25 protein-coding genes are annotated in these 26489 nt (G+C 63.7%); 10 read left to right on the top strand and 15 right to left on the bottom strand.

What is annotated here, in order from left to right:
• The first annotated feature begins 23 nt into the window (after positions 1-23).
• Entirely contained in the window at positions 24-392 is a 369-nt protein-coding gene (locus KTR60_RS17130; protein ID WP_228402288.1) for a DUF5994 family protein, read from the top strand.
• Positions 393-1071: 679 nt separating this feature from the next.
• On the opposite strand, the gene KTR60_RS17125 is transcribed toward KTR60_RS17130, so the two are convergent.
• Positions 1072-2013: an alpha/beta fold hydrolase gene (locus tag KTR60_RS17125; protein WP_042445952.1), complete on the bottom strand. Its 942-nt coding sequence runs from the start codon at positions 2011-2013 to the stop codon at positions 1072-1074.
• A gap of 110 nt (positions 2014-2123) precedes the next feature.
• Between KTR60_RS17125 and KTR60_RS17120 the strand changes: the two genes are divergently transcribed.
• On the top strand, positions 2124-3089 hold the full coding sequence (locus KTR60_RS17120) for a helix-turn-helix transcriptional regulator (protein ID WP_007735427.1): 966 nt from the start codon (positions 2124-2126) through the stop codon (positions 3087-3089).
• A 121-nt stretch (positions 3090-3210) separates the two neighbouring features.
• Positions 3211-3831 (top strand): YdeI/OmpD-associated family protein, encoded by a 621-nt coding sequence (locus KTR60_RS17115; RefSeq protein ID WP_042445829.1) that lies wholly within the window; start codon positions 3211-3213, stop codon positions 3829-3831.
• 143 nt (positions 3832-3974) lie between these two features.
• Here KTR60_RS17115 and glnA read toward each other — a convergent pair whose 3' ends face one another.
• The gene (gene glnA / locus KTR60_RS17110) at positions 3975-5411 is read right to left on the bottom strand and encodes a type I glutamate--ammonia ligase (RefSeq protein WP_003941609.1); all 1437 of its coding nucleotides are present in this window, start codon (positions 5409-5411) and stop codon (positions 3975-3977) included.
• A 213-nt stretch (positions 5412-5624) separates the two neighbouring features.
• On the opposite strand from glnA, the gene KTR60_RS17105 reads away from it, so the two are divergent.
• Positions 5625-6098 (top strand): RDD family protein, encoded by a 474-nt coding sequence (locus KTR60_RS17105; RefSeq protein ID WP_003941579.1) that lies wholly within the window; start codon positions 5625-5627, stop codon positions 6096-6098.
• Positions 6099-6171: 73 nt separating this feature from the next.
• On the opposite strand, the gene KTR60_RS17100 is transcribed toward KTR60_RS17105, so the two are convergent.
• The 5 genes from KTR60_RS17100 to sucB all read right to left on the bottom strand — a co-directional run bounded on the left by KTR60_RS17100 (position 6172) and on the right by sucB (position 11613).
• Positions 6172-6927, bottom strand: a complete 756-nt coding sequence (locus KTR60_RS17100; protein WP_003941625.1) for a DUF4191 domain-containing protein — start codon at positions 6925-6927, stop codon at positions 6172-6174.
• 76 nt (positions 6928-7003) lie between these two features.
• Positions 7004-8014: a lipoyl synthase gene (gene lipA, locus KTR60_RS17095; RefSeq protein ID WP_003941610.1), complete on the bottom strand. Its 1011-nt coding sequence runs from the start codon at positions 8012-8014 to the stop codon at positions 7004-7006.
• A gap of 51 nt (positions 8015-8065) precedes the next feature.
• Positions 8066-8827: a lipoyl(octanoyl) transferase LipB gene (gene lipB / locus KTR60_RS17090; protein WP_228401072.1), complete on the bottom strand. Its 762-nt coding sequence runs from the start codon at positions 8825-8827 to the stop codon at positions 8066-8068.
• A 29-nt stretch (positions 8828-8856) separates the two neighbouring features.
• Positions 8857-9744, bottom strand: a complete 888-nt coding sequence (locus KTR60_RS17085) for a TIGR01777 family oxidoreductase (RefSeq protein ID WP_007730042.1) — start codon at positions 9742-9744, stop codon at positions 8857-8859.
• 120 nt (positions 9745-9864) lie between these two features.
• Entirely contained in the window at positions 9865-11613 is a 1749-nt protein-coding gene (gene sucB, locus KTR60_RS17080; protein ID WP_075835335.1) for a 2-oxoglutarate dehydrogenase, E2 component, dihydrolipoamide succinyltransferase, read from the bottom strand.
• 364 nt (positions 11614-11977) lie between these two features.
• Between sucB and KTR60_RS17075 the strand changes: the two genes are divergently transcribed.
• Positions 11978-12328 (top strand): hypothetical protein, encoded by a 351-nt coding sequence (locus tag KTR60_RS17075; protein WP_003941713.1) that lies wholly within the window; start codon positions 11978-11980, stop codon positions 12326-12328.
• A gap of 55 nt (positions 12329-12383) precedes the next feature.
• Here the strand turns inward: KTR60_RS17075 and KTR60_RS17070 are convergent, their stop codons facing one another.
• Positions 12384-13901 (bottom strand): leucyl aminopeptidase, encoded by a 1518-nt coding sequence (locus KTR60_RS17070; protein ID WP_007730044.1) that lies wholly within the window; start codon positions 13899-13901, stop codon positions 12384-12386.
• Between the two features lie 158 nt (positions 13902-14059).
• Between KTR60_RS17070 and gcvT the strand changes: the two genes are divergently transcribed.
• Positions 14060-15160 (top strand): glycine cleavage system aminomethyltransferase GcvT, encoded by a 1101-nt coding sequence (gcvT, locus tag KTR60_RS17065; RefSeq protein ID WP_042921858.1) that lies wholly within the window; start codon positions 14060-14062, stop codon positions 15158-15160.
• Between the two features lie 32 nt (positions 15161-15192).
• On the top strand, positions 15193-16296 hold the full coding sequence (locus KTR60_RS17060; RefSeq protein ID WP_003941766.1) for a branched-chain amino acid aminotransferase: 1104 nt from the start codon (positions 15193-15195) through the stop codon (positions 16294-16296).
• On the opposite strand, the gene KTR60_RS17055 is transcribed toward KTR60_RS17060, so the two are convergent.
• From KTR60_RS17055 to KTR60_RS17030, 6 genes are all read right to left on the bottom strand, one after another.
• Positions 16290-17111, bottom strand: coding sequence for a dienelactone hydrolase family protein (locus KTR60_RS17055; protein ID WP_082654849.1), 822 nt, complete (start codon positions 17109-17111; stop codon positions 16290-16292). The genes KTR60_RS17060 and KTR60_RS17055 overlap by 7 nt on opposite strands.
• Before the next feature lie 123 nt (positions 17112-17234).
• Positions 17235-18209: a GlxA family transcriptional regulator gene (locus KTR60_RS17050; RefSeq protein ID WP_058226930.1), complete on the bottom strand. Its 975-nt coding sequence runs from the start codon at positions 18207-18209 to the stop codon at positions 17235-17237.
• 9 nt (positions 18210-18218) lie between these two features.
• Entirely contained in the window at positions 18219-18986 is a 768-nt protein-coding gene (locus KTR60_RS17045) for an adenosylcobinamide-GDP ribazoletransferase (protein WP_228401071.1), read from the bottom strand.
• A gap of 2 nt (positions 18987-18988) precedes the next feature.
• Positions 18989-20134 carry a nicotinate-nucleotide--dimethylbenzimidazole phosphoribosyltransferase gene (cobT, locus tag KTR60_RS17040; RefSeq protein ID WP_228402287.1) on the bottom strand — a complete coding sequence of 382 codons (1146 nt, stop codon included), beginning with the start codon at positions 20132-20134 and terminating at the stop codon, positions 18989-18991.
• Positions 20135-20157: 23 nt separating this feature from the next.
• Positions 20158-20745 carry a bifunctional adenosylcobinamide kinase/adenosylcobinamide-phosphate guanylyltransferase gene (gene cobU, locus KTR60_RS17035; protein WP_019748913.1) on the bottom strand — a complete coding sequence of 196 codons (588 nt, stop codon included), beginning with the start codon at positions 20743-20745 and terminating at the stop codon, positions 20158-20160.
• Between the two features lie 2 nt (positions 20746-20747).
• Positions 20748-21404: a DUF3043 domain-containing protein gene (locus tag KTR60_RS17030; RefSeq protein WP_007730051.1), complete on the bottom strand. Its 657-nt coding sequence runs from the start codon at positions 21402-21404 to the stop codon at positions 20748-20750.
• Between the two features lie 134 nt (positions 21405-21538).
• Here KTR60_RS17030 and KTR60_RS17025 point away from each other — a divergent pair, with 134 nt between their 5' ends.
• The 3 genes from KTR60_RS17025 to KTR60_RS17015 all read left to right on the top strand — a co-directional run bounded on the left by KTR60_RS17025 (position 21539) and on the right by KTR60_RS17015 (position 24281).
• Complete coding sequence (locus tag KTR60_RS17025) at positions 21539-22606, top strand: glycerate kinase (protein ID WP_047270093.1); 1068 nt, start codon at positions 21539-21541, stop codon at positions 22604-22606.
• A 150-nt stretch (positions 22607-22756) separates the two neighbouring features.
• A complete protein-coding gene (locus KTR60_RS17020; RefSeq protein WP_007730053.1) occupies positions 22757-23107 on the top strand; it encodes a HesB/IscA family protein in 351 nt (116 codons plus the stop codon).
• A gap of 196 nt (positions 23108-23303) precedes the next feature.
• Positions 23304-24281, top strand: a complete 978-nt coding sequence (locus tag KTR60_RS17015) for a carbohydrate kinase family protein (RefSeq protein WP_228401070.1) — start codon at positions 23304-23306, stop codon at positions 24279-24281.
• 63 nt (positions 24282-24344) lie between these two features.
• Here the strand turns inward: KTR60_RS17015 and asnB are convergent, their stop codons facing one another.
• A complete protein-coding gene (asnB, locus tag KTR60_RS17010; RefSeq protein WP_228401069.1) occupies positions 24345-26270 on the bottom strand; it encodes an asparagine synthase (glutamine-hydrolyzing) in 1926 nt (641 codons plus the stop codon).
• Positions 26271-26489: the final 219 nt, after the last annotated feature.

Genomic DNA, 26489 nt, shown 5'->3' with positions numbered 1-26489 from the left:
CCGTCGCCGACGCGGACTCCGCGATTCCTGCTTCGTGGGCAAGGTGCCGTCAGGCATCGGTTGACGGCGCGTGGTTCCCGTGGGCCACGAACGTCACGGCGGAGCTTCACGATCTGATATCCGCACTTTCGCTGAGGTTGGGGCCGATCGCGCGGGTTGCGTTCGACTGGAACACGATCAGCAGCGCGCAGCGTCGTATCGACGAGGTCGACGGACTGGAAGTGCGGGGTCCGTACCCTGGCCAGCCCCACGATTTGATGTATCTCGACGACATCTATGGTCGTCAACTCGTTTTGATGATGATTCCGCCGTACACGGATCCGGACCGCGCGTACGAGGTCATGCGGCGGTTGGTGGATCCTGTCCGCAGTGAAACCTATCGGGTGCAGTGAGATCTTTCTGACGTGCGGGGGTCGAATCTCTTGATTACTGAACATGCGTCCAGTTTGTCTGGTTTGATGGTTCTCGTAACCACGATCTCAGGCGCATTCCTTCAGGTCAGCGCTTGGGCGCGGCAGCTTGACTCCCTGCCGTGTCGTCGGTCCGGCATGTCCACCACCCTCCCACTGTGCGTGAGCGCCGGACCGAAGGAAGCCCCACCCTCCCCACGGGGTGGGGCTTCTACTCTGTTCGGGCTGAGCGGCGTTCGCATCGCCGAATCCGCCCGCTTGTTCGGCAGTTCGGGACGCCCTGGCCCGTAGCATCGCCACCGTGAACATTTCCCTACTCGGTGCGGCTGGGCTTCAGGACTGCGCCGACAGTGGAATGGACTGCATGGACGGATTCGAAGCATTCTTTCTTCTGTACGGCGGCGGATTCATTCTCGCCTTGATTTGGCTTTCCCTGTGTCTTGTCGGAACGGCCGATGTGGTTTCTGTGTCCGGGCGAGTCGGTGTGTGGCGCGCTGTCGCCTTCTCTGTCGGGATTTGGCTTGTGCCCATCGTCGGGTTGAGTGCATGGTTTGTTTACCGCCGCTCTCGCCAAATCTCGAAGACGGTCGGTCCGGATCAAGCCCCCTACTGGACTTGAATGAGACTGACATTTTCACTGAGACCGCACCTAGCCTTGAAACTATGTGGCATCCTGCCGTTCCAGCCAGTTCAAGATCGCTTGGTTGGTCTCTTCGGGTCTTTCTTGTTGGATCCAGTGACCGCAATCGAGATTGACTACTTCCACATTGGGCACGAACTCTGTCAGGTTCTCAGCTCTCGCGATCGCGTCACGGTCGCCGTAGATCATGAGTGTGGGCTGTTGGATGATCGGGTCCACCTCCGCCAGCAGATGCCAGTTGCGGTCAAGGTTCCTGTACCAGTTCACACTGCCCGTGAATCCTGTCGATTCGAAGGCGGAGACGAAAACGGCCAATTCTCTATCGCTCATCAGGGGCTCACCGAGTGGTGTCTCTGCTTTGGCGAGATCGATCAGCGCCATACCCGGCTGAGGTTCCCTGAGGGGTTCGTTCTTCCGGTACAGGTTGCGGAGGAACCGGAAGGTGTTGTCTTCGAACACCGCGTCCGCGACGCCCGGCTGTCGATTGAAATGGACGAAGTAGAAATCACCGCCAAGCACGGCTTCCATGAACTCAATCCACGGCTGCTCTCCGCGATCCTGGTAGGGCAGGCTCAGGTTGATCACTTTGTTTACCCGGTCCGGGTGCAACAGGGTAAGGCCCCACACGACAAAGGCACCCCAATCGTGACCGACAAAGGTGGCATCGTCGTAGCCGTAGTGATCGAGAAGTGCGATGAGATCACCCGCCAAATGTTCGATGTCATAGTCCGTCACTTCGGTCGGACGTGACGAATTGCCGTAGCCGCGTTGGTTCGGGACGATGACGTGGTAGCCCGCCTCGACAAGGGCGGGCACCTGGTATCGCCAGGAATAGGCGTGCTCTGGCCATCCGTGACACAACACGATGGGTTTCCCGGCATTGTGTCGCCCTGCCTCGAAGACTTCGAGTTCCACGCCGTTCACTGGGATGAGGACGGGCCTGGGGAAGTCGGATGGATTCACGGATGCTCCTTTGAGTCGAGTACCGATCTCGTGTCTGGATCGACCGGTTGCTCCGACGATAGGGAGCATCGTGGACACATAAAGTCCTAGATCGCTGGCAATCTGAAGAAATGCGGAACGATCCCACAGGCCGAGCACTGCAACTGCTCTCGCTCCTTCAGACTCATCGCTTCTGGCACTGTGCCGAACTTGCCGCACGACTCGATGTCACGCAGCGGACGGTGCGCCGCGACATCGATCGCCTACGCGACCTCGGCTATCCGGTCGATTCCACGTCCGGAAAATACGGGGGCTACCGACTTGCAACGGGGGCGCACGTGCCGCCCCTGATCCTCGACGATGACGAGTCCGTGGCGGTAGCCGTCGGACTGCGCTACGCCGCCGAGGCCGCCATCGGAGGCATCGAAGAAACGGCGCTGCGCGCGCTGACGAAGATCGAAACACTCCTGCCCCATCGACTACGCCGACGTGTGTCGGCACTGCATTCGAGCGTCAGTTCCATGCGGCGGGCAAATGACGACATCGTCGATCCCGAAGCACTCAGTGTGCTCGCTGCGGCATGTCGCGACCACGAGCACGTTCGTTTCGACTATCGGCGAGGTGATGGCGAGAGCAGCAGACGACTCGTCGAGTCGCACCGCCTTGTCACGGCGGGGCGTCGTTGGTATCTCGTAGCATGGGACCACCATCGTTCGGATTGGCGAACATTTCGACTGGACCGGCTCTCGGAGCCCTGGCTGGCAGGCAGTCATTTCACGCCACGCGAGATCCCGGGCGGTGACGCGGCAGGCTTCGTCGCGAGATCAGTTGGCTCGCCACCCCGTCACCACGATGCAAAACTCGCCATCGAAGCTACGTTCGCCGACCTCGAGGGCGTACTCAGATGGATTGACCACACACCGATCGAGGTGGCAGCGGACCGCTGCCTTGTCGAGATCCGCAGCGAAGATCTCGGCAGGCTCGCCATGACGGTTGCGCGCATTGCGCTCACCGCCCCAGTGGTCGTCATCGAACCAACCGAGCTTGCCGACACCGTCAGTCGGCTCGCCCTTCACCTCAGGGTCTCGCCACCATGACAGTCAGAAGAGGATTGCGCGACAAGACCATTCACGTCCAAGTTGCCGCGGGGACGTGTTCCCTGCGCAGGCCCCTCGTCTATCGAGACACGTATCCGATTCCCTCTAGGCTGGAGAGTAAGTGACCGATTCGAAATCATCGCCGCCGGCTTCCGTCCACCCTCAGACGTGGAAGTTCGACTACCCGATCATCCACGCCGAGACTCGCGAACAGTGGCGAACTTGGTTGACGGACAATCACACGTCAGGCCGCGGAGTGTGGTTGTGCTCCTGGCGCACCACCACCAGCCGACCACGCTGCCCCTACCCTCAGGCCGTTGAGGAAGCGATCTGCTTTGGGTGGATCGATTCCACCAACACCGTCTTCGACGAAGAGCGCAATTTGCAACTGTTCACACCGCGGAGACGCAAGAGTTCCTGGACCCGACTCAACCGCGAACGCGCAGCTGATATGGAGGCGCGTGGCCTCATGACCGCTGCTGGTCGTGGTGCCATTGCTGCCGCGAAATCCACTGGTTGGTGGACGATTCTCGACCAAGTCGAAGACCTCGAGGAACCATCTGACTTGCAGGCGGCGCTGGACCTGGACACGCAAGCGCGAAGCAACTGGGACAGTTTTCCGCCCAGCGCCCGCAAACAGATGCTGTGGTGGATCGTCAGTGCCGCTCGAGACGCAACACGGGCAGGTCGAATCGCCCATATCGTCAACAATGCGGCCATCGGTCAACGTGCCCGCGGCTGATCCGCGATTCGACCGCGTCCGGTATGAAGGCCGGTCATCATCTGTCCGAGGGGTTTCCCTCGGACGAAACAAGTCCACCCGCCCCGCAGAAGCGGGACGGGCGGACTCGGTACTCGCAGGTCTGACTTACGTCAGGATGCGGATCACACGTCGTAGTAGAGCTCGAACTCGTACGGGTGCGGACGCAGGTTGACCGGAGCGATTTCCTGCTCGCGCTTGAGCGAGATCCAGGTCTCGATCAGGTCGGTGGTGAAGACGCCACCCTCGGTCAGGTACTCGTGATCGGCTTCGAGGCGGTTGATGACCGTCTCGAGGCTGGTCGGAGCCTGCGGGATGTTGCGAGCCTCCTCCGGGGGAAGCTCGTAGAGGTCCTTGTCGACCGGAGCCATCGGCTCGATCTTGTTCTTGATGCCGTCCAGGCCGGCCATCATCTGTGCAGCGAAGTTGAGGTACGGGTTACCCGAGGAGTCGGGTGCGCGGAACTCGAGACGCTTTGCCTTCGGGTTGTTGCCCGTGATCGGGATACGGACAGCTGCCGAGCGGTTGCGCTGGCTGTACACGAGGTTGATGGGGGCTTCGTAGCCCGGCACCAGACGGTGGTACGAGTTGATCGTCGGGTTGGTGAAGGCCAACAGCGACGGAGCGTGGTGCAGGATGCCGCCGATGTAGTGGCGAGCCATGTCCGAGAGGCCCGCGTAGCCGGACTCGTCGTGGAAGAGGGGCTTGCCGTCCTTCCACAGGGACTGGTGGACGTGCATGCCCGAGCCGTTGTCACCGAAGAGCGGCTTCGGCATGAAGGTCGCGGACTTGCCGTGCTGCCAGCAGGTGTTCTTGACGATGTACTTGAACAGCTGCAGGTCGTCAGCAGCTGCGAGCAGCGTGTTGAACTTGTAGTTGATCTCCTGCTGTCCGCCGGTACCGACCTCGTGGTGGCCGCGCTCGAGCTCGAAGCCCGCGTTGGTCAGGTTGGTGGAGATTTCGTCGCGCAGGTCCACGTAGTGGTCGTACGGAGCGACGGGGAAGTAGCCGCCCTTGGCGCGAACCTTGTAGCCGAGGTTCGGGGAGCCGTCGGCGTTGGTCTCTGCGCCGGTGTTCCAGGAACCGGAGATGGAATCCAGCTCGTAGAACGCGGAGTTCATGCCGGAGTCGTAGCGAACCGAGTCGAAGATGTAGAACTCGGCCTCGGCGCCGAAGAATGCGGTGTCCGCGATGCCGGTGCTGACCAAGTACTCCTCGGCCTTGCGGGCAACGTTGCGCGGGTCGCGGCTGTAGGACTCACGGGTGAACGGGTCGTGCACGAAGAAGTTGATGTTGAGGGTCTTCGCCTTGCGGAAGGGGTCGATCTGCGCCGTGGTGACGTCGGGAAGCAACATCATGTCGGACTCGTGGATCGACTGGAATCCGCGGACCGAAGATCCGTCGAATGCGAGGCCGTCCTCGAACACGTCCTGGTTGAAAGCAGACGCCGGGATCGAGAAGTGCTGCTGGACGCCGGGCAGGTCGCTGAACCGAATGTCGACGTACTCGATGTTCTCGTCCGCGATGTACTTGATGACCTCTTCGGCCGTGGTGAACGCCACGCTTGTGCTCCTTAAGTCGCTTCAGCCAAGTGATGTCGGTTGAATCCGTCGAGGCAGACGGTAGGGAGCTGGTGTTGCCCGCTCGTCAACCCTTTGTTTCGGCAGTGTTACGCGTCGCAGCATCCTGGGGATTTCCGAAGTCCATGTGACCGGCCACACAGTTAAAACCCGGCAAATCTGGACTACGGTGCTGCGACGCCTATCCTGGACAGCATGGCACGTATCACCGGAACTTGGCTCTCTGGGCCGCAAGCAGCTTTGCCGAAGAGCGCGGACGGCCGTGAGCAGTCGTACCGTGGCGAGCTCCTCGGTTTCCCTCAGGAGGGTCCGGGTTCGCTGGTCGGTTCGGGCCGTCGTATCGCGGCACTGTTGGTGGATTGGGTGATGGCTGTGGGAGTGGCCTCGCTCATCACCGGCGACTTCTTCGACGGTATGACCTCGACTGTCACGCTGATGGTGTGGTTCGCAGTCGGCGTCGTCACGGTGGCGCTGTTCAACTTCACACCGGGGCAGTTCGTCCTCGGACTTCAGGTTGCACGAATCGAAGGCCCGATTCGAGTGGGCTTCGTGCGCGCGCTCGGACGTCAGGCACTGCTTGTGTTCGTGATTCCCGCGACCATCACCGACATCGACGGTCGCGGTATGCAGGACCGCGCGACCGGCACTTTGCTCGTGAAATCGCGCTGACACAAATTTCTCGAAGTAAAGAAAGACCCGGGTCCGTGTGGGCCCGGGTCTTTCGTTTTGCTGTGGGGGAGTGTCAGCGACGACGAATGGTTCGCTGCATTCCCTTCATCTTCGCGCCTCCGGGCATCGGGCCCTTGGGAAGCGCTGCTCCGCCGCCGCGTGCGCTCAGTGCAGCGAGGCGACCTTCGATGTTGTCCATGCGCTTGGTGTCGATGTTGCGGGGCAACTTGTTCAAGTAGCGCTGGAGCTGCGAGAGCGGAACCTGGCCCTCGTCGTTGCCGATGATGATGTCGTAGATCGGGGTGTCGCCGATGAGGCGGGCGGTCTTCTTCTTCTCCTGCGCGAGGAGGCCCTTGACGCGTTGCGGCGAACCTTCGGCGACGAGGATGACACCCGGCCGTCCGACGACGCGGTGAACGGCATCGAGTTGGGTAGTGCCGGCGACGGCATTCGTAACGCGCCACGCACCCTGCATGTTGTCGAGCGCCCACGCAGCGGCACCGGCCTGACCTTCAGCCTTCTTGTACACCGATTTCTGGACGCGACGACCGAAGATGATGAAGGCGCCGAGGAGACCGAGAACGATGCCGATCGGCAGTAGGAACCACTGAAGGCCCCAGATGAGGCCGACCAGGAAGAAGACCAGAGCCGCACCGACGAGGGTGCCGATCATCAGCGGCAGGAGGAGCTTGTCGTCCTTGCGCTGCATCTGGAATGCCTGCCAGAGCTGAGTTCTACGTTCCTTGGAAGCCTGCTTGCGGGCAGCCTTCGCTGCAGCCTTTGCCTCTTTGGTGGGTTTGCCCTTACCGGATTTGCTGCCGTTCGCCATGTACCCAGGATACGTCCATTGCTGTGCGCCTTTACTAACCGCCCGCGGTTAATAAAGGCGCACAGCAAAAAGTGGATCAGCGATTCAGGCGCGCCATGAGTGAGCTGGCTTCCTGGGAAGCGTCGCCGCCCTCGGTCAGATGACGCTGCGCCTCGGGAAGTTCGCGGCCGTGATGTGCCATGGCCTGCGCATACAGGCGGCCGGCGCGGTACGACGAGCGAACCAACGGACCGGCCATGACGCCGGCGAAGCCCATCTCTTCTGCAGCCTTCGAGTGTGCGACGAACTCCTCGGGCTTGACCCACCGCTCGACGGGGTGGTGCCGGGGCGAGGGTCGCAGGTACTGGGTGATGGTGAGGATGTCGCAACCGGCGGCGTGGAGATCTGCCATCGCCTCGGTGACCTCTTCAGGGGTTTCGCCCATGCCGAGGATCAGGTTGGACTTGGTGACCAGTCCGTAGTCGCGTGCTGCGGTGATGACGTCGAGGCTGCGCTGGTACCGGAATGCCGGACGGATCCGCTTGAAGATGCGGGGGACGGTCTCGAGGTTGTGTGCGAGTACCTCGGGGCGTGAGGCGAAGACCTCGTCGAGCAGTTCGGGCTTGCCGTTGAAGTCCGGAACCAGGTTCTCGACGCCGGTGCCCGGGTTGAGTTCGTGGATCTTGCGGACGGTCTCGGCGTAGAGCCAGGCGCCGCCGTCGGGGAGGTCGTCGCGGGCGACGCCGGTGATCGTGGAGTATCGAAGGCCCATGGCCTGAACGCTTTCCGCGACGCGACGGGGCTCGTCGCGGTCGAGGGCTTCGGGCTTGCCGGTGTCGATCTGGCAGAAGTCGCAGCGGCGTGTGCACTGCTCACCGCCGATCAGGAACGTGGCTTCGCGGTCTTCCCAGCACTCGTAGATGTTGGGGCAGCCCGCTTCCTCGCAGACGGTGTGCAAACCTTCACGCTTGACCAGGCCCTTGAGCTCCGTGTACTCGGGGCCCATCTTTGCTCGGGTCTTGATCCAGTTGGGTTTGCGTTCGATGGGCGTCTCCGCGTTTCGGATCTCGAGACGGAGCAGCTTACGTCCTTCTGGGGCGATAGTCACGACAGTGATCCTACGCCCGGTGATTACTGCAACGGGGTTCGGGCGAGCCCGTCAGCTGTACTGAACGGTAGTAAAAGTCGGAATAGGCGAGGCGCTTTCGAAGGTGACGCGCTCGACGTTCCGTTCGGTGACGGGCATGGTTCCGTCGAGAGCAGCGATCACTGCCTCGGTCACAGCGGGAGTGACTTCGTCCACGGTGACGTCGCGACCGAGTTCATGCGACAGCGTCGTGACCCCGGCGTCACGGATGCCGCAGGGAATGATGTTGTCGAATCCGGTCAGGACCGAATTGCAGTTCAGGGAGAAGCCGTGCAGTGCCACGCCCCGTTGGACGCGCACGCCGATGGCAGAAACCTTGCGCTCGGGCTTCCATTGCCCGTTTGCGAGTTCGGCAGGCAGCCAGACGCCGGAGCGGCCGTCGATGCGCCCGCAGTTCAGGCCGAGGTCCGTGCACACCGTGATCAGTGCTTCCTCGATGCGTCGGACATACCGCACCACGTCGATGGGCTCGGCCAGTTTCACGATCGGATATCCCACCAGCTGGCCGGGGCCGTGCCAGGTGATCTTCCCGCCGCGGTCGACGTCGATGACAGGCGTGCCGTCGACGGGACGATCTTCGGGTTCCGTGCGTCGTCCTGCCGTGTACACCGGCGGGTGTTCGAGGAGCAGTAGCGTGTCCGGTCCGATGTCGTCCGCCCGCGCTGCCGCGAGCTCACGCTGGCGGTCCCACGCGGCGTTGTAGTCGATCGAACCGAGTTGCTCGACGGCGATCGGCAGTTTCGAGAACCGGGCGGAAACGGCAGCGCTGCTCATGGACGTAGAGATTACGCCCGACTTCGGAATCAACCGAGTGCGGCCGCCAGCGCTTCGCCGATCGTGTTGTGGCGGAAAGAGAATCCCGCCTTTTCCAAAGCTGCGGGAATGGCGCGCTGGCCACCGAGGATGCCGCTCTTGGCGAATTCTCCGATCAACGCTTCGAGTGCGAACCCGGGAACGATCCAGGGAGCCGGGCGGTGGACCGCACGGGACATGGCGTCATTGAACTGGGCATTGGTGACAGGGGCCGGACCGGTCAGGTTGACGGGACCGGAGAGTTCGGAATTCGTGAGCGCGAACTTGATCGCGTCGCACTCGTCCTCGAGTGAGATCCACGGAAAGTACTGGCGACCGTTGCCCAGTCGCCCGCCGAGGCCGAACGAATAAAGGCGCCGAAGCCGACCGAGCATGCCCCCATGAGGTGAAATCACGACGCCGGACCGCAGATTGACGACGCGGGCACCCGCCGCACGCGCCGGTTCGGTGGCAAGTTCCCAATCGCGACACGTCGTGGCGAGAAAGTCTGTGCCTGCCGGCGAATCCTCGTCGACGATCTTGTCGCCGGTGTCGCCGTAATAGCCGACGGCGCTCGCGTTGGCGAGGACGGGAACCTTCTCACTCGCGACCGCTTCGGCCAAGACGTCGGTCGCGACGATGCGGCTGTCACGGATCGCTTGCTTGTAGGAACCCGACCACCGTTTGTCGCCGATGCCGACGCCGCAGAGGTTCACGACGGCGTCGGCGCCCTGCAGGACGGAGAGGTCCAGACGGTCGTGGTCCGGGTCCCAACGCGATTCGTCGGGGCCGGCAGTCGAGCGTCGCACCAGACGCACCACGTCGTGGTTGTCGGAGCGCAACGATGACACCAAGGCCGTTCCGATCAAACCGGACGAGCCGGCGATGACTACTCGCATTCGGAAAGCCTCCTTCGATTCAGCGTGCTTCGATATCCGAACGTATATCTCCGACCGTACTGAAAAAGCCGGGGCGCCACCTCCTGATGGAGATGACGCCCCGGCCGGCCGAGCAGTTGCTTACAGGCCCAGATCAGCTTCGAACGAGGCTTCTTCCAACCGCTGCTTCACAGTGGTGAGGAATCGGCCGGCGTCGGCGCCGTCGACCAGCCGGTGATCGTAGGTCAGCGGCAAGTAGATCATCGAGCGAACGCCGATGGACTCGTTGCCGTTCTCGTCGGTGACCACCATCGGGCGCTTGACGATCGCGCCGGTTCCGAGCATGGCCGCCTGCGGCGGTACCAGGATCGGGGTGTCGAACAGCGCGCCCTGGCTGCCGATGTTGGTGATGGTGAAGGTGCCACCCGAGAGCTCGTCCGGCTTCAGGCCACCCGAGCGTGCACGCTTGGCGATGTCGGCGATGGCGCGGGCCAAGCCGGCCAGGCCGAGATCGCCGGCGTTGTGGATGACGGGGGAGAGCAAGCCCTGATCGGTGTCCACTGCGATGCCGAGGTGCTCAGCGTCGTAGTAGGTGATCTGCTTGGCAGCCTCGTCGTAGCTGGCGTTGATGTTCGGGTGCGACTTCAGCGCCTCGACGACTGCCTTGGCGAAGAACGGAAGGAACGTCAGGTTGACGCCTTCGCGCTCGATGAAGCCGGCCTTGGCACGGGCCCGCAGGGCGACGATCTTGGTGACGTCCACCTCGAAGGTCTGCGTGAGCTGAGCGGTGTTCTGCAGCGACTCGCGCGTCTTGGTGGCCGTGATCTGCCGAATACGGTTGGCCTTCTGCGTGGTTCCACGCAGGTGTGCCAGTTCGGGTCGGACGCCTGCGGCTGCGGTGGCGGCCGGTGCGGCCGCGGGTGCTGCAGCAGCGGGAGCGGCGGCGGGAGCCTTCTTGGCCTCCGCAGCGGCGAGCACATCCTGTTTGCGGATGCGGCCGCCGACGCCGGTGCCGGTGACGGTCGCGAGGTCGACGCCGTTGTCCGTTGCGAGCTTGCGCACGAGCGGGGTGACGTACGGGCTGCTGTCGCCGGAAGCTGCGGGGGCAGCCGCCGGTGCGGGAGCCGCAGCAGGCTTCGGAGCGGGGGCGGCCGGTGCGGCAGCAGGCTTGGGTGCCTCGGCCTTGGGTGCCTCAGCCTTCGGTGCTTCAGCCTTGGGGGCAGGGGGTGCGGCCGGTGCTGCGGGAGCGGCCTTGGGTGCCGGAGCCGCGGCGGGTGCGCCGGATCCGACGACGGCCAGCTGGCCACCGATCTCGACGGTGTCGTCTTCCTGCGCATTGATCTCGAGCAGGATTCCGGCGACGGGGGACGGGATCTCTGTGTCGACCTTGTCGGTCGAGACTTCGAGCAGCGCCTCGTCGACGGCAACCTCGTCGCCGACAGCCTTGAGCCAACGGGTGACGGTGCCTTCGGTGACGGACTCGCCGAGGGCGGGCATCGTCACGGCGGTACCTTCAGCGGAACCGCTCGAAGCGGCGGGTGCCTCGGCAGCGGGAGCTTCTTCAGCGGGAGCTTCGGCAGCCGGCGCTTCCTCGGCGGGAGCTTCCTCTGCGGCGGGGGCGGGTGCCTCTGCCGCGGGTGCTGCGGCTTCGCCGGCTTCACCGATCTGGGCGAGCTCGCCACCGATTTCCACGGTGTCGTCTTCCTGCGCGACGATCTTGGTCAGGACGCCGGCGACGGGAGACGGAATCTCGGTGTCGACCTTGTCCGTGGAGACTTCGAGCAAGGGTTCGTCGACTTCGACCGTGTCTCCTTCCTGCTTGAGCCACCGTGTGACAGTTCCCTCGGTGACGCTCTCACCTAGGGCTGGCATCTGGACGGAGAAGGCCATGTCTTTTGACTCCTCGACAGTTGTGTTCGGGTTGTTGAATTTTGTCGACTTGTGGTCGTAATGCATTGTGCTCGAGTGGCGCGCGACGTGCGGCTACTTGTAGCTATTTTGCCGATGTCGACGCGCGGGCGCGGCGTCACCGTCGTTCATCTTTCCATTGATACGCCGGGCGTGTCCGATGAGGGGGATGCCGTCCGTTTCGGGTGTGTCGGCTACTGGCGAGTAGGTATGCGTCGGGGGTCCGGCTGTAACGTCGTAAGCGGACCAAACGGTATGTCGTGCGCAGGCACAACGGACATCGCCTGGCAAACTTGACATATCGCCGGGGTGCATCCGCGGCGTCGGTACCGAGGAGGGTACGACCGTGGGACTGTTCGATCGTTTCAAGCGTCCGCCAAGTGCGGCTCAGGCCGCAGCGCAAAGTGATGCGGATCATCTGGCGAATTGGGCGCACTCGCACGAAGGCGTCGAGGCCTATGTGGAACCGCAGACGACGGTGACCGAGGTGACCGTCGTCCTGGTTGCGAAGGACGGGGAGTGGACTCGTCGTCGTGTCGGCGGCGAACGTGGTGCCCGCAAATTGGGACAGGACTTGAAGATCCCGGTCTACGACGTCCGCAAGACGGGATATCCGCAGCGTATGCGCGATCACGACGAACGTAAGCGAATCGAACGCAAGCGGGCCCGAGAGCAGGAATTGCGCGACGGCGCCTGAACTGCTGTGCGCCTTTATTAACCGCGGGGGGTTAACAAAGGCGCACAGCAAGGGGTCAGCCGTTGACCGCGATGTCCTCCAGGACCGAGATCATCGTGCGAACGGGAACGCCGGTACCGCCCTTGCCGGTGTAACCCCACGGCCCTGACGTGTTGTAGGCCGGCCCCGCGACGTCGATGTGCGCCCACTGGACACCCTCGGGAACGAATTCCTTGAGGTAGTGGGCTGCGACCAGCATGCCGCCCCAGCGGTGTGGGGTGACATTGGCCATGTCGGCGACCTTGGAGTCGAGATCTCCGCGCAATTCCTCCGGCAGCGGCATGGCCCAGCCGTTCTCGCCGACGCTCTGCGAGATGGAGGCGACGCGGTCACGGAACTCGTCGGTGCCCATGACTCCGGGGGTGCGGTTGCCGAGCGCGACCATCTGCGCACCGGTCAGGGTGGCGGTGTCGATCATGTAGTCGGGATTGTCCTCACCCGCGCGAACCATCGCGTCGGCAAGAATCAAACGGCCCTCGGCGTCGGTGTTGACGACCTCGATGGTGATTCCGCCGTACTGGGTCAGCACGTCGCCGGGACGCTGGGCGGTCGCGGACGGCATGTTCTCGGCCATCGGTACGTATGCGACGACGTTGACGGGCAGGCCGAGCTTGGCGGCAAGCACGACGGTGGAGATGACGGCTGCGGCGCCGCCCATGTCCGAGGTCATGTTCTCCATACCGGCGGCGGGCTTGATGGAGATTCCGCCGGTGTCGAAGGTGATGCCCTTACCCACCAGTGCGACCTTGCGGGCACCACGCTTCTTCGACGCGTATTCGAGGCGGACGAGACGCGGCTGGCGTGACGAGCCCTTGCCGACGCCGATGATTCCGCCGTAGCCACCCTTCTCGAGTGCCTTCTCGTCGAGAACCTGGACGGTGAGCCCGGCCTCGACGCCCAGTGCTTTCGCGCGCGCGGCGAACTCGGCGGGGTAGAGGTGGCTCGGGGGAGTGTTGACGAACTCGCGTGCGGTGGCGACGGCCTCGGCGATGGCAGCCGACCGTGCCAGCGTCGCTTTGGTCTCCTTCGTGCGCGGCGACGGCACCAGAAGTTCGACGCGGGCCAGTGGCTGCGAATCGGGACCGGGAGCCGTCATGGACGACTTGAATTCGGTGAAGCTGTACGCGCCCAACGCAAATCCCTCGGCGGCTGCACCGAGGTCGAGGATCGAGAGCGTGGTTGCGACGGTGTCGATGCCGGACAACGAGCGAGCTGCGGCGCCGGCGGACTTACGGATCTGCTCGCTGCCGAGCTTGTCGGCAGAGCCGAGTCCGACGGCGAGAACGCTGGTGACCGACAGTTCGCTCGGTGCCGGGACACGAGTGAGCTGCTCGGGCTTGCCCGTGGCGCCGACGGCGATGAGGCTGTCGAGGATCTCGGCGAGTACGTCTTCGGCGACGATGCCTTCGCTGAGTGCGATTTCGGGGCCGTCCGGGCCCGACGTCAGACCGACGACCAGTATCTCTGCGCGCTTGGCGACTGTGCCGGCGAGAACGAGGTCCGGTCCCAACGATCGGGCTGTGCGAGTGCTCAAGGTGTCTCCTGTGAGGTGAGTGTGCGATGCGTCCGGTTCTGGCGGATGCCTGAGTCGATGTTAGGCCCTTTGCAGTTTGCGGACGGGCGATCGTCACGGCCGGGTGAGCTCTCGCTGCGGACATGTTTCGATCGGCGAAGTCCGATAGGTTGTGGGCCATGACCGACGAACAACTGTTGCAGGGCCCGATCCACCCCGTCCACGTCGAACTCGGCGCGACGTTCGCGCCGTTCGGGGGGTGGCAGATGCCGGTTTCGTACGCCGGCGTCGTGGCCGAACACACCTCTGTGCGTGAGAATGTCGGACTCTTCGACGTCAGTCACCTCGGCAAGGCCGTCGTGCGTGGCGCGGGCGCCGCGGAATTCGTGAACTCCGCACTGACCAACGACCTGAACAAGATCGGGCCGGGTAAGGCTCAGTACACGTTGTGCTGCAACGAGTCCGGTGGTGTCATCGACGACCTCATTGCGTACTACGTCAGCGACGACGAGATCTTCCTCGTCCCGAACGCAGCCAATACCGCGGACGTCGTTGCGGCTCTGGTCGCTGTGGCACCGGACGGAATCACCGTCGAGGATCAGCATCGTGCCTACGGTGTGCTGGCTGTGCAGGGTCCGAAATCGGTGGCGGTTCTGACCGCTCTGGGACTTCCCACCGAGATCGAGTACATGGCGTACGAAGATGCGGAATGGAACGGCGTGCCTGTTCGTGTGTGCCGCAGCGGTTACACCGGTGAGGTCGGCTACGAACTCCTGCCGCGGTGGGACGACAGCGAGCCGTTGTTCCGCGCGCTTCTCGAGGCAGTGCGCGCCGAGGGTGGGCAGGCCGCCGGACTCGGCGCCCGTGACACTCTTCGTACCGAGATGGGGTATCCGCTGCACGGGCATGAGCTTTCGCTCGAGATTTCTCCGCTCGAAGCGCGCTGCGGATGGGCGATCGGTTGGAAGAAGCCGACATTCTGGGGCAAAGAGACCTTGACCGACGAGAAGGCTGCCGGCCCGGCTCGCAAACTCTGGGGGATCAAGGCTCTCGATCGCGGCGTGCTTCGTGCCGGCCTCGGTGTTCTGCGTGACGGCGAGGCAATCGGCGAGACCACCTCGGGGACGTTTTCGCCCTCGCTCAAAGTGGGAATTGCGTTGGCGCTCCTCGATTCCGGTGCCAATGTCTCGGCCGGCGACGAGATCGAAGTCGACGTCCGTGGTCGTGCTCTTCGGTGCGTCGTGGTGTCTCCTCCGTTCGTGGAGACCAACACCAAGTAGAGAGCTTTTTCACGTTCGATAGGATTGCGCCCATGACAGGTGCCGCCGATTTCGTTCGTGTTCAGAGCTCGTCCCCGAAGTCCGACGCCGAGCGCCGTGACATTTTGGCGGCGCCCGGCTTCGGGCGGCACTTCACCGACCACATGGTCTCGATCGACTACACCGCGGGCAAGGGCTGGCACGACGCCCAGGTGTTGCCGTACGGAAACATCGAGCTCGATCCGGCCGCAATGGTTTTGCACTACGGACAGGCCATCTTCGAGGGCCTCAAGGCATACCGTCAGCCGGGTGGCGAGATCAGCTCGTTCCGCGTCGAGGCCAACGCCGAGCGTTTCGCGGCATCTGCGCGCCGTCTGGCCATGCCGGAGCTCCCGTCGCAGATGTTCATCGATTCCATCACCGAACTGATCGACGTCGATCTCGACTGGGTTCCCGCAGCCGGTGGCGAGGACGCGCTCTACCTCCGTCCGTTCATGTTCTCCACCGAAGCCGGACTCGGTGTCCGTCCCGCCGACGAGTACCGCTACCTGCTGATCGCCTCGCCTGCCGGTGCGTACTTCCCGCGCGGCGTCAAGCCGGTCAGTGTGTGGCTGTCCACCGAATACGTTCGCGCGGCCCCCGGTGGTACCGGCGCGGCCAAGTTCGCCGGCAACTACGCCGCTTCACTCCTCGCCCAGGCGCAAGCCGCCGACGAGGGTTGCGACCAGGTGGTCTGGCTCGACGCCATCGAGCGCACGTACGTCGAGGAAATGGGTGGAATGAACCTGTTCTTCGTCTTCGGCTCGGGCCCCGACGCTCGCCTCGTGACGCCGTCGCTGTCCGGTTCGTTGTTGCCAGGCATCACGCGCAACTCGTTGCTCGCCCTTGCCGCCGATTCCGGTTTCGCCGTCGAGGAGCGCAAGATCAGCACCGACGAATGGCGCACCAAGTGCAAGAGCGGTGAAATCACCGAGGTCTTCGCTTGCGGCACAGCAGCAGTCATCACCCCCGTCGGACGCGTCAAGTCCGCCGAGGGCGAGTTCACCATCGCCGACGGCGAGCCGGGTGAGGTGACGATGGCACTGCGCGACACCCTCACGGGTATCCAGCGCGGAACCTTCGCCGACACCCACGGCTGGATGACGAAACTTCACTGATCGCTGGTTCGTTCCGCGAGCAATCGCTCCCGGAAGAACTGCAGAATCTCGTCTCGTGCGACGGTGGTGGGCGATCCCGCCTCGTCGACGAGATGAGCCGTCACCACGCTGTGTGGATTGGCAATGACGTGTTCGAAGAACGGCGACGTTGTCGCGTTGGCCGCTTCGTCGGGTAGTACCTTCCCGACGAAGCGCTCGCCCAATGCTTTCGAGTAGGCGGCGAATCGTTGTGCGCGGCAGAACGAGTCACCTCGAAAGCGGTATGCAAGCACCGTGAGGTCTTCGGCCTCGAGTCTCGAGCGCACGGCTTCGAGTTCTTCGGGCCCGCTGTCGGTTTCGTCCGGTCGATCGAGCGGTAACGACGGTTGGGCGAGAACCGGCGCGATGACCGAGGGTTCGAGCATCATCGACAACGCGAAGTTACCGGTGAAGCACATTCCGATCACGCCGACGCCAGGTCCGCCGCTCTCCTCATGGGCGGAAGCGGCGAGTGAACGCAGCCAACGGACCGCCGGACTCGGTTCGTTGGCAGCGAGGGCGCGGAATTCTGCACTGACGCAGGCTCTCTTGAACACCGTCAGCCCCTCGTTCACTGTGGGGACCGCGCCGTCGTGCCCGAACAGTGACGGAACGAAGACAGTGAAACCGGCGTCGCGCACCCAGCGGGCGAATCGCGCTACATGCGGGCTGATGCCCGGCATCTCCGGCATGACGATTACTGCGGGACCGGTGCCGGCCACGTACACGGACTTCGCCACTGCGTCGATGGTGATCGTTCGACGGTCGAAGTCTTCGAGCGGATCGTCTTCGGTCATGCTCCGGTTCGGCACGGTGAGCCCTCTCAGTAGTCGAAACAATTCCTCTGCACAGTCTTTCGGCGCGGGATCGACTACAGAAGAGGGCGGTTCGCCATGTTTTCGGGCGGGCTCGCCTCGCACCTATCCGGCGCCGCCGTTGCGGAATCGCTTTCGGTAGTCGGCCGGGCTGATGCCGACGCGGTCGGTGAACAGGCCACGAAAGGTTCCAGGATCCTGATAGCCGATGTGCCCCAGGATCTTTCCGAGAGGCCAGTCGGTCGATTCCAACAACCGTTTCGCTTTTCGGATCCGTGCACGCTGCAGATAACTGCGCGGCGATTCCCCGGTCTCGTCCTTGAACTTCCGAAGCATGGTTCGGGTGCTGAGGTGAAAAGCACTCGACAGCAGATCCAAGTCGTAAGGTTCCGCCATCCGTTCGACCAGCCACCTTCCGACGTCGTCGGCAAACTGTGTGTGTTTGGCGGGCAGCATCGAGTCGAGGATGTACGGAGCTTGACTGGTTCGGTTTTCGGGCGCCAGCGTAATTCTTGCGGTCGTACGCGCAATCTTGTCGCCGAGATGCTCGCGCACGAGTGCTGTTGCGAGGTCGAGCGCGGCGGTGAACGCAGCAGTGGTGGTGACGCCGTCGTCCTGGACGATCAACGAGTCGGTTCGAACCGTCGCACCGGGGTAACGACTCGCGAGGTCCGCACCGTACAGCCACGACGTCGTACATCGGCGTCCGTCGAGCAGTCCCGCCTCGCCCAGCAGATACGCGCCGACGCAGACCGACGATACCCGAACGCCGCGCGCCTCGCACGCACGGATGAACTCGATTTCTCTGTCCCACAGCGACAAACGCGTCGCAGGGTCTTCGGACGGCACGAGTTCGAACCCCGGCACAACCAGGTGATCGATGTCGTGATGCCCCTCCTGCACGCCGAGCGAAAATCCACCTGCCGCAACGACGGGCGTGCCGGACGCTGCGATGACCGATACCTCGAAGGGGTCGGCGGGCGCTCCATCAGCGACGCGATTGGCGATCAGGAGAAGGTCGGTGAAAACGAAGATCTCGGCCGCGAGGCAACCTTCGTACGCAAGGACACCTACTCGCACGACGTCGGATCACAGTCCGAGAGTGAGGCCGACGGCCGTAAGCGTCACAGTGAGTTCGAGTGCGAATCCGAGAACGTCTCCGTTGAGTCCGCCGAATCTACGGACGCAGTGACGCACGCACAGCACACTGATCACCAGCGCCGACGCGGTCACGAGAGGGCCGAGCCACCACCGGCCGGTGGCAAAGCCGGAAGCGGCGATCAGCGGAACCGACCACACGATTGCGGCCCACAACGGTTGTGAATCGGCGACGAGCGCACCGAATCCGCTCGGGCCAGAAGCGAGAATACCTCGGCGGCAGGCAAAAACGACGGCCACACGACCCGCAGCGACAGATACGAGAACGGCGATCCACTGCGTGGGGGAGTCGGCAACAGCGAGGACGCCGAAGGAGACCGATTGCAGCCCAAGGAAGATGAACAGCGCCGCGACCCCGAACGGTCCGGCACCGCCGCTGTGCATGACCTCGCGGGCGCGCTCCGGTGGACCGTAACAACCCAGTCCGTCGACGGAGTCTGCCAGTCCGTCCACGTGCATCCCGCGTGTCCCGAGAGCGAGCGCACCTACCGTCAGCAAGCCTGCGAGATAGGGATTCAGGCCGATACTGGTTGTGCCCCAGAGCAGAAACGTCGCGGCAATGCCGAGAGCGATCCCGGTGAGCGGAGCTGCCGCGATGGCGCGACGGCCGGCAGTTCGGTCGATGTCGGAGGGACCACGAACCGGAAGGACCGTCAGCCACGAGAAGGCCAGTGGCACTCCGGACAGCGGGCCCGCCACGCTCACTCCGCCGTATCGGTCTTGGTCAGGTCGATCGACTCGGGTTCGTCGACAGGTGCGCTGCCCTGAGTGCTGACACCGGCTTCGGAGAATGTCGCCATCTTGCCCAGGATTGCCACTGCGCCCTGAAGAATCGGGAGCGCTGTGACTGCGCCTGAACCTTCACCGAGACGCATGTCGAACTCGACGATCGGGTCGAGACCCATGCGGGTCAATGCGATGGTGTGGGCGGGTTCGGTGGAGCGGTGTCCGGCGACCCACCATTCACGTGCGCCGAAAGCCAGTTCGTCGGCAACCATGGCGGCTGCGGTGACCACTACGCCGTCGAGGATCACCGGCGTGCGACGCGAAGCTGCCTGGGCCAGAAAGCCGGCCATCGCGGCGAGGTCGGCACCCGAAGACGTGCGCAGCAGCGCGACTGTGTCGCGAACGTGCGGACGGGCACGCCGGAGAGCGTCGCGAATCGCTGCGGTCTTGCGGATCCATCCGGCGTCGTCGATACCGGTACCTCGACCCACGACCGCGACGGGTTCACTGTCCGTGAGTGCGGCGATGAGTACGGTTGCGGGCGTCGTATTGCCGATGCCCATGTCGCCGGCGATGAGAAGATCTGCGCCCCCGTCGATTTCCTCGTCCGCGATCGCTCGGCCGGCGGCGATGGCCTGAAGGGTTTCCTCGTTCGACATGGCGTCTTCGCGGTCGATGGACCCGGAAGACCTGCGTACCTTGTGGTTCGAGACGGACGGATCGGTATCGCCGTCCACTGCGATGTCGACGACGCGTACCGTGGCGCCGGCAACCTCGGCGAGGACGTTGACCGCCGCGCCGCCCCCGAGGAAGTTGGCGACCATCTGTGCGGTCACTTCCGGCGGATAGGCGGAGACGCCGTTGCGGGCGATTCCGTGATCACCCGCGAACACGACGACGCGAGGCCGAGCGAAAGCGTGTGGGGGACAAACTCCTTGGCAGCCTGATGCCCAGCCGGCGAGAGCCTCCAGTCGGCCCAGCGAACCGGCCGGCTTGGTCAGATCACGCTGACGCGCATCGGCCTGCGCTCGCACCTCGCGGTCGGGCGGGGTGACGGGTTCGAAGTCGGCGCTACTGACTGGCGCGACGTCAGGGTTGGCATCTGGATTCGCCCCTGAAATGGCCCCTGGATTGGCCTCGGTACTCACATCGTGCCTTCCGGTTGTGCAGCAGTATCTTTCAAGATGAGCGGTAACCCTGCAACCACTAGTACGACACGATCGCACACCGCGGCGATACGAGCGTTGAGAGTGCCGATCTCGTCGCGGAACAATCGTCCGGACCGCGTCTCGGGGATGACGGCCAAACCCACTTCGGGGCTGACCAGCACCAGGTGTCCGCGGTAGTTCTCGACACTGGCGACCAGGCTGTCCGCCGCGGGCGTGACGGTGCCGCGCGGTGCGTCCCAGGCGCCTTGCCGATCGAGTTCCGCGGTCAGCCACGTTCCCAGATCGTCGACCAACGTCGCTGTGTGTGAATCGCTTTCGAGCTGCGCCGCGAGGTCACCGGCAGCTGCGGTTTCGACAGTCGACCAATGAGAAGGCCGTCTGTTGCGGTGCTGGTCGATCCGGCTTTCCCAGTCTGCGTCGGAGACATCACGTCTGGCTGTCGCCAGGTACCGGATCGGTGCCGAACTTTCGGGTAGGTGGCCTGCACAAACCAAATCCTCGGCGTGCGCGGACTTACCAGACCGCGCGCCGCCGAGGACTAAAGTTCTATACGTGTTCGTCACGCTCAGATTGCGTCGCCCGGCCCCACACGAGGCTTCGGTGCGCGCAGCTTACGGATCTGCGACGCGCGAACGAACGCGTACCAGCCGAGCTTGAATCCGCCGTCGGTGCTGTCGGGGAAGCGCTCGGCGACGCGGTTGTTGATCATGCGACCGAGCCAGATGCCTTCACCGACCATGAAGAGCATCATCACGAGCATTGCCAGCGTGACGATCTGCTGGAGCGCGGGCGTGACGAACATCGTCATGATGAGGATCAATGCGAGCGGCATGAACAGCCCGACGAGGTTGCGGCGAGCGTCGATGAAATCACGGACGTAGGCGCGAACCGGTCCCTTGTCGCGGGGGAGCAGGTACTTGTCCTCGCCGGCGAGCATGCGGGCGCGGCGGTCTGCCGACGATGCGCGACGCTCGGCGGCTTCGGCCTTGCGGTCCTCCTTGGAGCCGCGGGTCGCCTTACGGCGGGCGCGGGCTTCCTTCGCGGTCAGCGGGGCAGGGGCAACGGGGCCACGCCTCTTCGCCTCGGCGTCACGACGCTTGGGTGTGGGGCGGCCCTTGCCCACCTGCTCGATGGGCGCCTCTTCGGAGGCCGAGGATGCCTCAGTGCCCTCGACGTCACGTTTGTCGGAGTTGTCTGAGTCACCGCGGCGTAGCAATTTCACACCTCCAGGCTATTGGATAAGTGCACGGTCTGGGAAACCGACCTCGGTCTTTCTGAAAAACCCGATCGCCCGAGGCACTGAAACGCGCGAGATCGTGAAACATCGGGGTCATTCGGGACTCTTAGACTTCGGCTATGCGGGTAATAGTTGCTCCAGATTCGTTCGGTGAGACGTTGACGGCCGTCGAAGTGGCCGAATCCATTTCTGCCGGTTGGCGACGTGGCCGACCCGAAGACGACGTCGTCACCGCGCCACAATCCGACGGTGGTCCGGGATTCGTCGACGTCTTGGCCACGGCCGGGGGCGACATCCGGACTGCACGGGTGTCCGGGCCTTTGACCGCCGCCGTCGACGCCACGTGGCTGTTCGATTCGGACACGGCATACATCGAGTCCGCCGAGGCCGTCGGGCTCGGCCTGCTCGGAGGTCCGCCGACGCGGGACACTGCACTCGCCGCGCACAGTCTCGGTGTGGGAGAGCTGATCGCTGTCGCGCTCGAGGCAGGCGTGAAGACGGTTGTCGTCGGACTCGGTGGGAGTTGCTGCACCGACGGGGGACGTGGACTGGTGGAGGCGCTGGGCGGCCTGGAGGCTGCAACGGCGGCTACGGCTGGCATTCAGTTGGTCGCCGCCACCGACGTCGAACACGTACTTCTCGGCGAGCACGGTGCGGCAGCGGTGTTCGGCCCGCAAAAGGGCGCCGACGCCGAAGCCGTCGCAGTCCTCGAAGCGAGCAACGCGAGATGGGCCGAACAGTTGGAGTCCGTCACCGGAAAACGAGTGTCGAATTTTCCGGGTGCCGGCGCCGCGGGTGGTATCGGTGCCGCGCTCTTTGCGCTCGGTGCACAGCGGCGATCCGGGGCCGACGTCGTCGCGGATCGCACCGGACAGGCCGCGCTACTGGCTTCCGCTGACCTGGTGATTACAGGCGAAGGCAAGTTCGACCACCAATCTCTGCGCGGCAAACTCGTCACAACGCTCGCTTCGGCGGGGGCAGCGCACGGCGTTCCGACGCTCGTCTTTGCCGGCCAGGTGACGCTCGACGAGGCGGACTATGCGTCGACCTCGATAGTCGCGGCGAAGTCGGTGACGGATTTCGCCGGGTCGGTGGAACGTGCGATGGAGGAGGCGTCGGCGTGTCTCGAGGGACTCGCCGAACACACGGCGCGCGAGTGGAACTTCTGGCGCGGCGTCCGGAGGTGAGGATCCACAAGCGCCGACGCGCCGTTGCCGTGTCTGGAAGACCGGATAGGATGAAGACGAATCGCACCCGGTAAAGGACTGGCGGGAATAAGTCGGCAGCGGCGTACCGTTGAGGCGTTCACGGGTTGGTACGAACATTAGGGAGAGCCCATGACTGTGCAGAACGAGACCGCCACCCACGGCGTCAAGATGACCGAGGCCGCGTCCGCCAAGGCGAAGGCACTCTTCGATCAGGAGGGTCGCGACGACCTCGCGCTGCGTATTGCAGTGCAGCCCGGCGGCTGTGCCGGACTGAAGTACCAGCTGTTCTTCGACGACCGCACGCTCGACGGTGACCTCACTGTCGACTTCAACGGCGTCAACCTGGTTGTCGACCGGATGAGCGCGCCGTACGTCGAAGGTGCGTCCATCGACTTCCTCGACACCATCGAGCAGCAGGGCTTCTCGATCGACAACCCCAATGCAACAGGCTCCTGCGCCTGCGGTGACTCGTTCAACTGAGTCTGTCGATCACAACTCAATTCACGAACAACTGACGCGGAACCGACATTCGGTTTCGCGTCAGTTGTTTGTGGTGACTCGTACGTAGACCGTTCCGATCCGACAGCTCGGGCGCCGATGACGGCGCTACGGGCGGTAACGTGAACTTTTGCTCCTCTTTCATTCATATACTCACTTCGCTGAAAGGCCACGATCCGTGACTATTGCGGTAACCGGTTCCATCGCCACCGACCACTTGATGCGCTTCCCCGGCCGCTTCGCCGATCAGCTCCTCGCCGATCAGCTCGCCCACGTTTCGCTGAGTTTCCTGGTCGACGATCTCGTGATTCGCCGCGGTGGTGTCGGCGGCAACATCGCTTACGCCATGGGCGTGCTCGGTGGGTCCCCGCTACTCGTCGGCGCAGTCGGTGCCGACTTCGCCGAGTACCGCACGTGGCTCGAGGACAACGGCGTCGACTGCAGCGCGGTCCGTATCTCGGACAAGGCACATACGGCGCGTTTCGTGTGCACCACCGACGAGGACATGGCGCAGATCGCGTCGTTCTACCCCGGTGCGATGAGCGAGGCTCGCGAGATCGAACTCGCGGCAGTGGCCAAGACTGCAGGCGCAGTCGAGTTGGTGCTGATCGGCGCCAACGACCCCGAGGCCATGGTTCGCCATACCGACGAATGCCGTCTGCTCGGGATTCCGTTCGCAGCGGATCCGTCGCAGCAGCTTGCCCGCCTGTCCGGTGACAAGGCCAAGGCGCTCATTCACGGCGCGAAGTACTTGTTCACCAACGAGTACGAGTGGGGTCTGCTTCAGCAGAAGACTGGTCTGAGCGAGGAAGAGATCCGCGCGCAGGTCGGCATCCGTGTCACCACCCTCGGCTCCAAGGGTGTGGAAATTGTTGACGCCGAAGGTAATTGGGTGCGCGTCGACGTAGTGCCCGAGACCGGCAAGGTGGATCCGACGGGCGTTGGTGACGGCTTCCGCGCCGGGTTCCTGCTCGCACACGGCGCCGGTCTGAGCTTCGAGCGTGCTGCACAGTTGGGATCTTTGGTCGCTGTGTTGATTCTCGAGACCGTGGGAACGCAGGAGTGGGTGTTCAATCGCGACGAGGCACTCAAGCGCCTTACCGACGCATACGGCAGCGCGGCAGCGGACGAGATCGCGACGATCCTGCCGAAGTAGGGCTCCGCCCCGTGAGTGGTTGAGGAGTCCGGAGACTCCCTAACCGCTCACGGGGCCGAAGGCCTAGATATTGACCGGGTACACCGGTTCCTGGATCTGCGGCACGATGCGCTTCTCCACGAAGATTCCGTGCCAGACCATGAAGGTCAGGACGGTCCACAGGCGTCGGCTGTGGTCGGACACGCCCTCGCGGTGATCGTTGAGCATCTTCACGACGGCCTGCTTGTCGAAGATGTGGTCGGTACCCGACTCCTCGATCTGCAGATGTGCCCAGTCGAAGAGTTCGGTGCCGCGCAGCCAGTGGCGTAGGGGAACCGGGAATCCGAGCTTCGCACGGTGCAGAACATGGTGCGGCACAATGCCTTCCAGGGCCTGGCGCAGTGCGTACTTGGTTGTGTCCTTCGTGATCTTCTGATCGAGCGGTACGCGTGACGCGACGTCGAAGACCTCGGGATCGAGGAACGGCACACGCAGTTCCAGCGAGTTGGCCATCGTCATCTTGTCTGCCTTGACGAGGATGTCGCCGCGCAGCCAGGTGAACAGGTCGAGATGCTGCATCCGCGCAACCGGATCCCAGTCCCGTGACTGCGCGTAGATCGGCGCAGTGACGTCCTGGTGAGTCCACTCGGGGCGGAAATCGCGCAGGACGGCGCGGAGCTGAGCGTCGTTGAAGCTACGAGCATTTCCGTAGTAGCGCTCCTCGAGCGTCAAGGAACCGCGGTTGAGCAGACTCTTGCCGCGAGTGCCGTCCGGGATGCGTTCGGACAACTTGCCGGCAGCCCGACGCAGTCCCTTGGGGAGGTACTCGAAAGGCTTGAGCGACAACGGCTCACGGTAGATCGTGTAGCCGCCGAACAGCTCGTCAGCACCCTCGCCGGACAGCACGACCTTGACGTGCTTGCGCGCTTCCTTCGCGATGAACCACAGCGGAATCAATGCCGGATCGGCTACCGGGTCGTCGAGGTACCAGACGATCTCGGGAATGGCAGCGGCGAACTCGGCGGGGGAGACCACCTTGACGACGTGCTTCGCGCCGATCGCTGCGGCAGATTCTGCAGCGACGTCGACCTCGGAATAGCCCTCACGTTCGAAACCGGTCGTGAACGTGATCAGGTTGGGGTTGTGGCGCATCGCCAGCGCCGCGATCGCCGTGGAGTCGATACCACCGGACAAGAACGAACCGACGGTGACGTCGGCGCGCATGTGCTTGGCGACCGAATCCTCGAGTGCCTTGGCGATTTCCTGGTAGCGCGCCTTCTCGGTGCCAGGTGCAAAAGGCTTGGCCGGGAACTTCGGCGTGAAATACCGCGTGAACGTGGGCTCCTCGCCCGGACGCACCCGAGCGAAGCTGCCCGACTCCAGGCGTCGGATCTGCTTGTGCAGTGTTTCCGGCTCCGGTACGTACTGCAGAACGGTGTAGTGCTCGATGGCACGCGGATCCAGCTCGGTACCGATGCCGATCAGATCGGTGAGTTCGAGCAGGCTCTTCTTCTCGCTGCCGAACGCGGTGCCGCCGGCGCCGGTCGCGATGAACAGCGGCTTGATCCCGAATGGATCGCGCGCGATGAACAGCTCGCGTGTGTCGGTGTCCCAGATCGCGAACGCGAACATTCCGCGCAGGCGCCGGACCGCGTCCTCACCCCAGTAGTGGAATGCAGCGACGATGGCCTCGGAGTCGCCCTCGGTGAAGAACTTGGCGTCGTGGTCCTTGACCAGTTCGGCGCGGATCTCCAAGTAGTTGTAGATCTCGCCGTTGAACGTGAGCGCATAACGCTCCGGGTTCTCCGGTGGGCCCCAACGCAGCGGCTGGTGGGAATGAGCGATGTCGATGATCGCCAGGCGGTTGAACCCGAAGACGAGGTGATCGTCGTTCCACGTCCCGTGTTCGTCCGGCCCGCGGTGACGAAGGCAATGCATCGCCTGGTCGACCCGCGAGACGGCGTCCTCGCTGGTTCCGCCAGATGTCAGTAGCCCGAGCAGTCCACACACAGCGTCCGGTTCCTCGATTCAGAATTTTTGTACAGAAGGCTCCCGGACACGAGTGTCGGGGAGAGGTCAACGAACTCTTGACGAAAGTATGCCGCAGATCGACGTCCCTGCCGATCGCGGCGGAACCAATCGACGTGATGTGCGTCGCCGAAACGACCTGAGCCGTTCCTGAGCAGCACCTGAGAGAGCTGTGTGACGTCCGCCGCGACACGGGCGAGG

The sequence above is a fragment of the Rhodococcus sp. C1 genome (genome assembly GCF_020809065.1).
GTDB lineage: Bacteria > Actinomycetota > Actinomycetes > Mycobacteriales > Mycobacteriaceae > Rhodococcus_F > Rhodococcus_F qingshengii.
This window is presented reverse-complemented; position numbering and strand designations above follow the sequence as displayed.

Excerpts from the sequence above, each read along its gene's own strand:
- KTR60_RS17120 (WP_007735427.1), top strand. The coding sequence starts at position 2,124 with ATGCGGAACGATCCCACAGGCCGAGCACTGCAACTGCTCTCGCTCCTT.
- KTR60_RS17105 (WP_003941579.1), top strand. The coding sequence starts at position 5,625 with ATGGCACGTATCACCGGAACTTGGCTCTCTGGGCCGCAAGCAGCTTTG.
- KTR60_RS17100 (WP_003941625.1), bottom strand. The coding sequence starts at position 6,927 with ATGGCGAACGGCAGCAAATCCGGTAAGGGCAAACCCACCAAAGAGGCA.
- lipB (WP_228401072.1), bottom strand. The coding sequence starts at position 8,827 with ATGAGCAGCGCTGCCGTTTCCGCCCGGTTCTCGAAACTGCCGATCGCC.
- KTR60_RS17085 (WP_007730042.1), bottom strand. The coding sequence starts at position 9,744 with ATGCGAGTAGTCATCGCCGGCTCGTCCGGTTTGATCGGAACGGCCTTG.
- sucB (WP_075835335.1), bottom strand. The coding sequence starts at position 11,613 with ATGGCCTTCTCCGTCCAGATGCCAGCCCTAGGTGAGAGCGTCACCGAG.
- gcvT (WP_042921858.1), top strand. The coding sequence starts at position 14,060 with ATGACCGACGAACAACTGTTGCAGGGCCCGATCCACCCCGTCCACGTC.
- KTR60_RS17060 (WP_003941766.1), top strand. The coding sequence starts at position 15,193 with ATGACAGGTGCCGCCGATTTCGTTCGTGTTCAGAGCTCGTCCCCGAAG.
- KTR60_RS17055 (WP_082654849.1), bottom strand. The coding sequence starts at position 17,111 with ATGACCGAAGACGATCCGCTCGAAGACTTCGACCGTCGAACGATCACC.
- KTR60_RS17025 (WP_047270093.1), top strand. The coding sequence starts at position 21,539 with ATGCGGGTAATAGTTGCTCCAGATTCGTTCGGTGAGACGTTGACGGCC.
- KTR60_RS17020 (WP_007730053.1), top strand. The coding sequence starts at position 22,757 with ATGACTGTGCAGAACGAGACCGCCACCCACGGCGTCAAGATGACCGAG.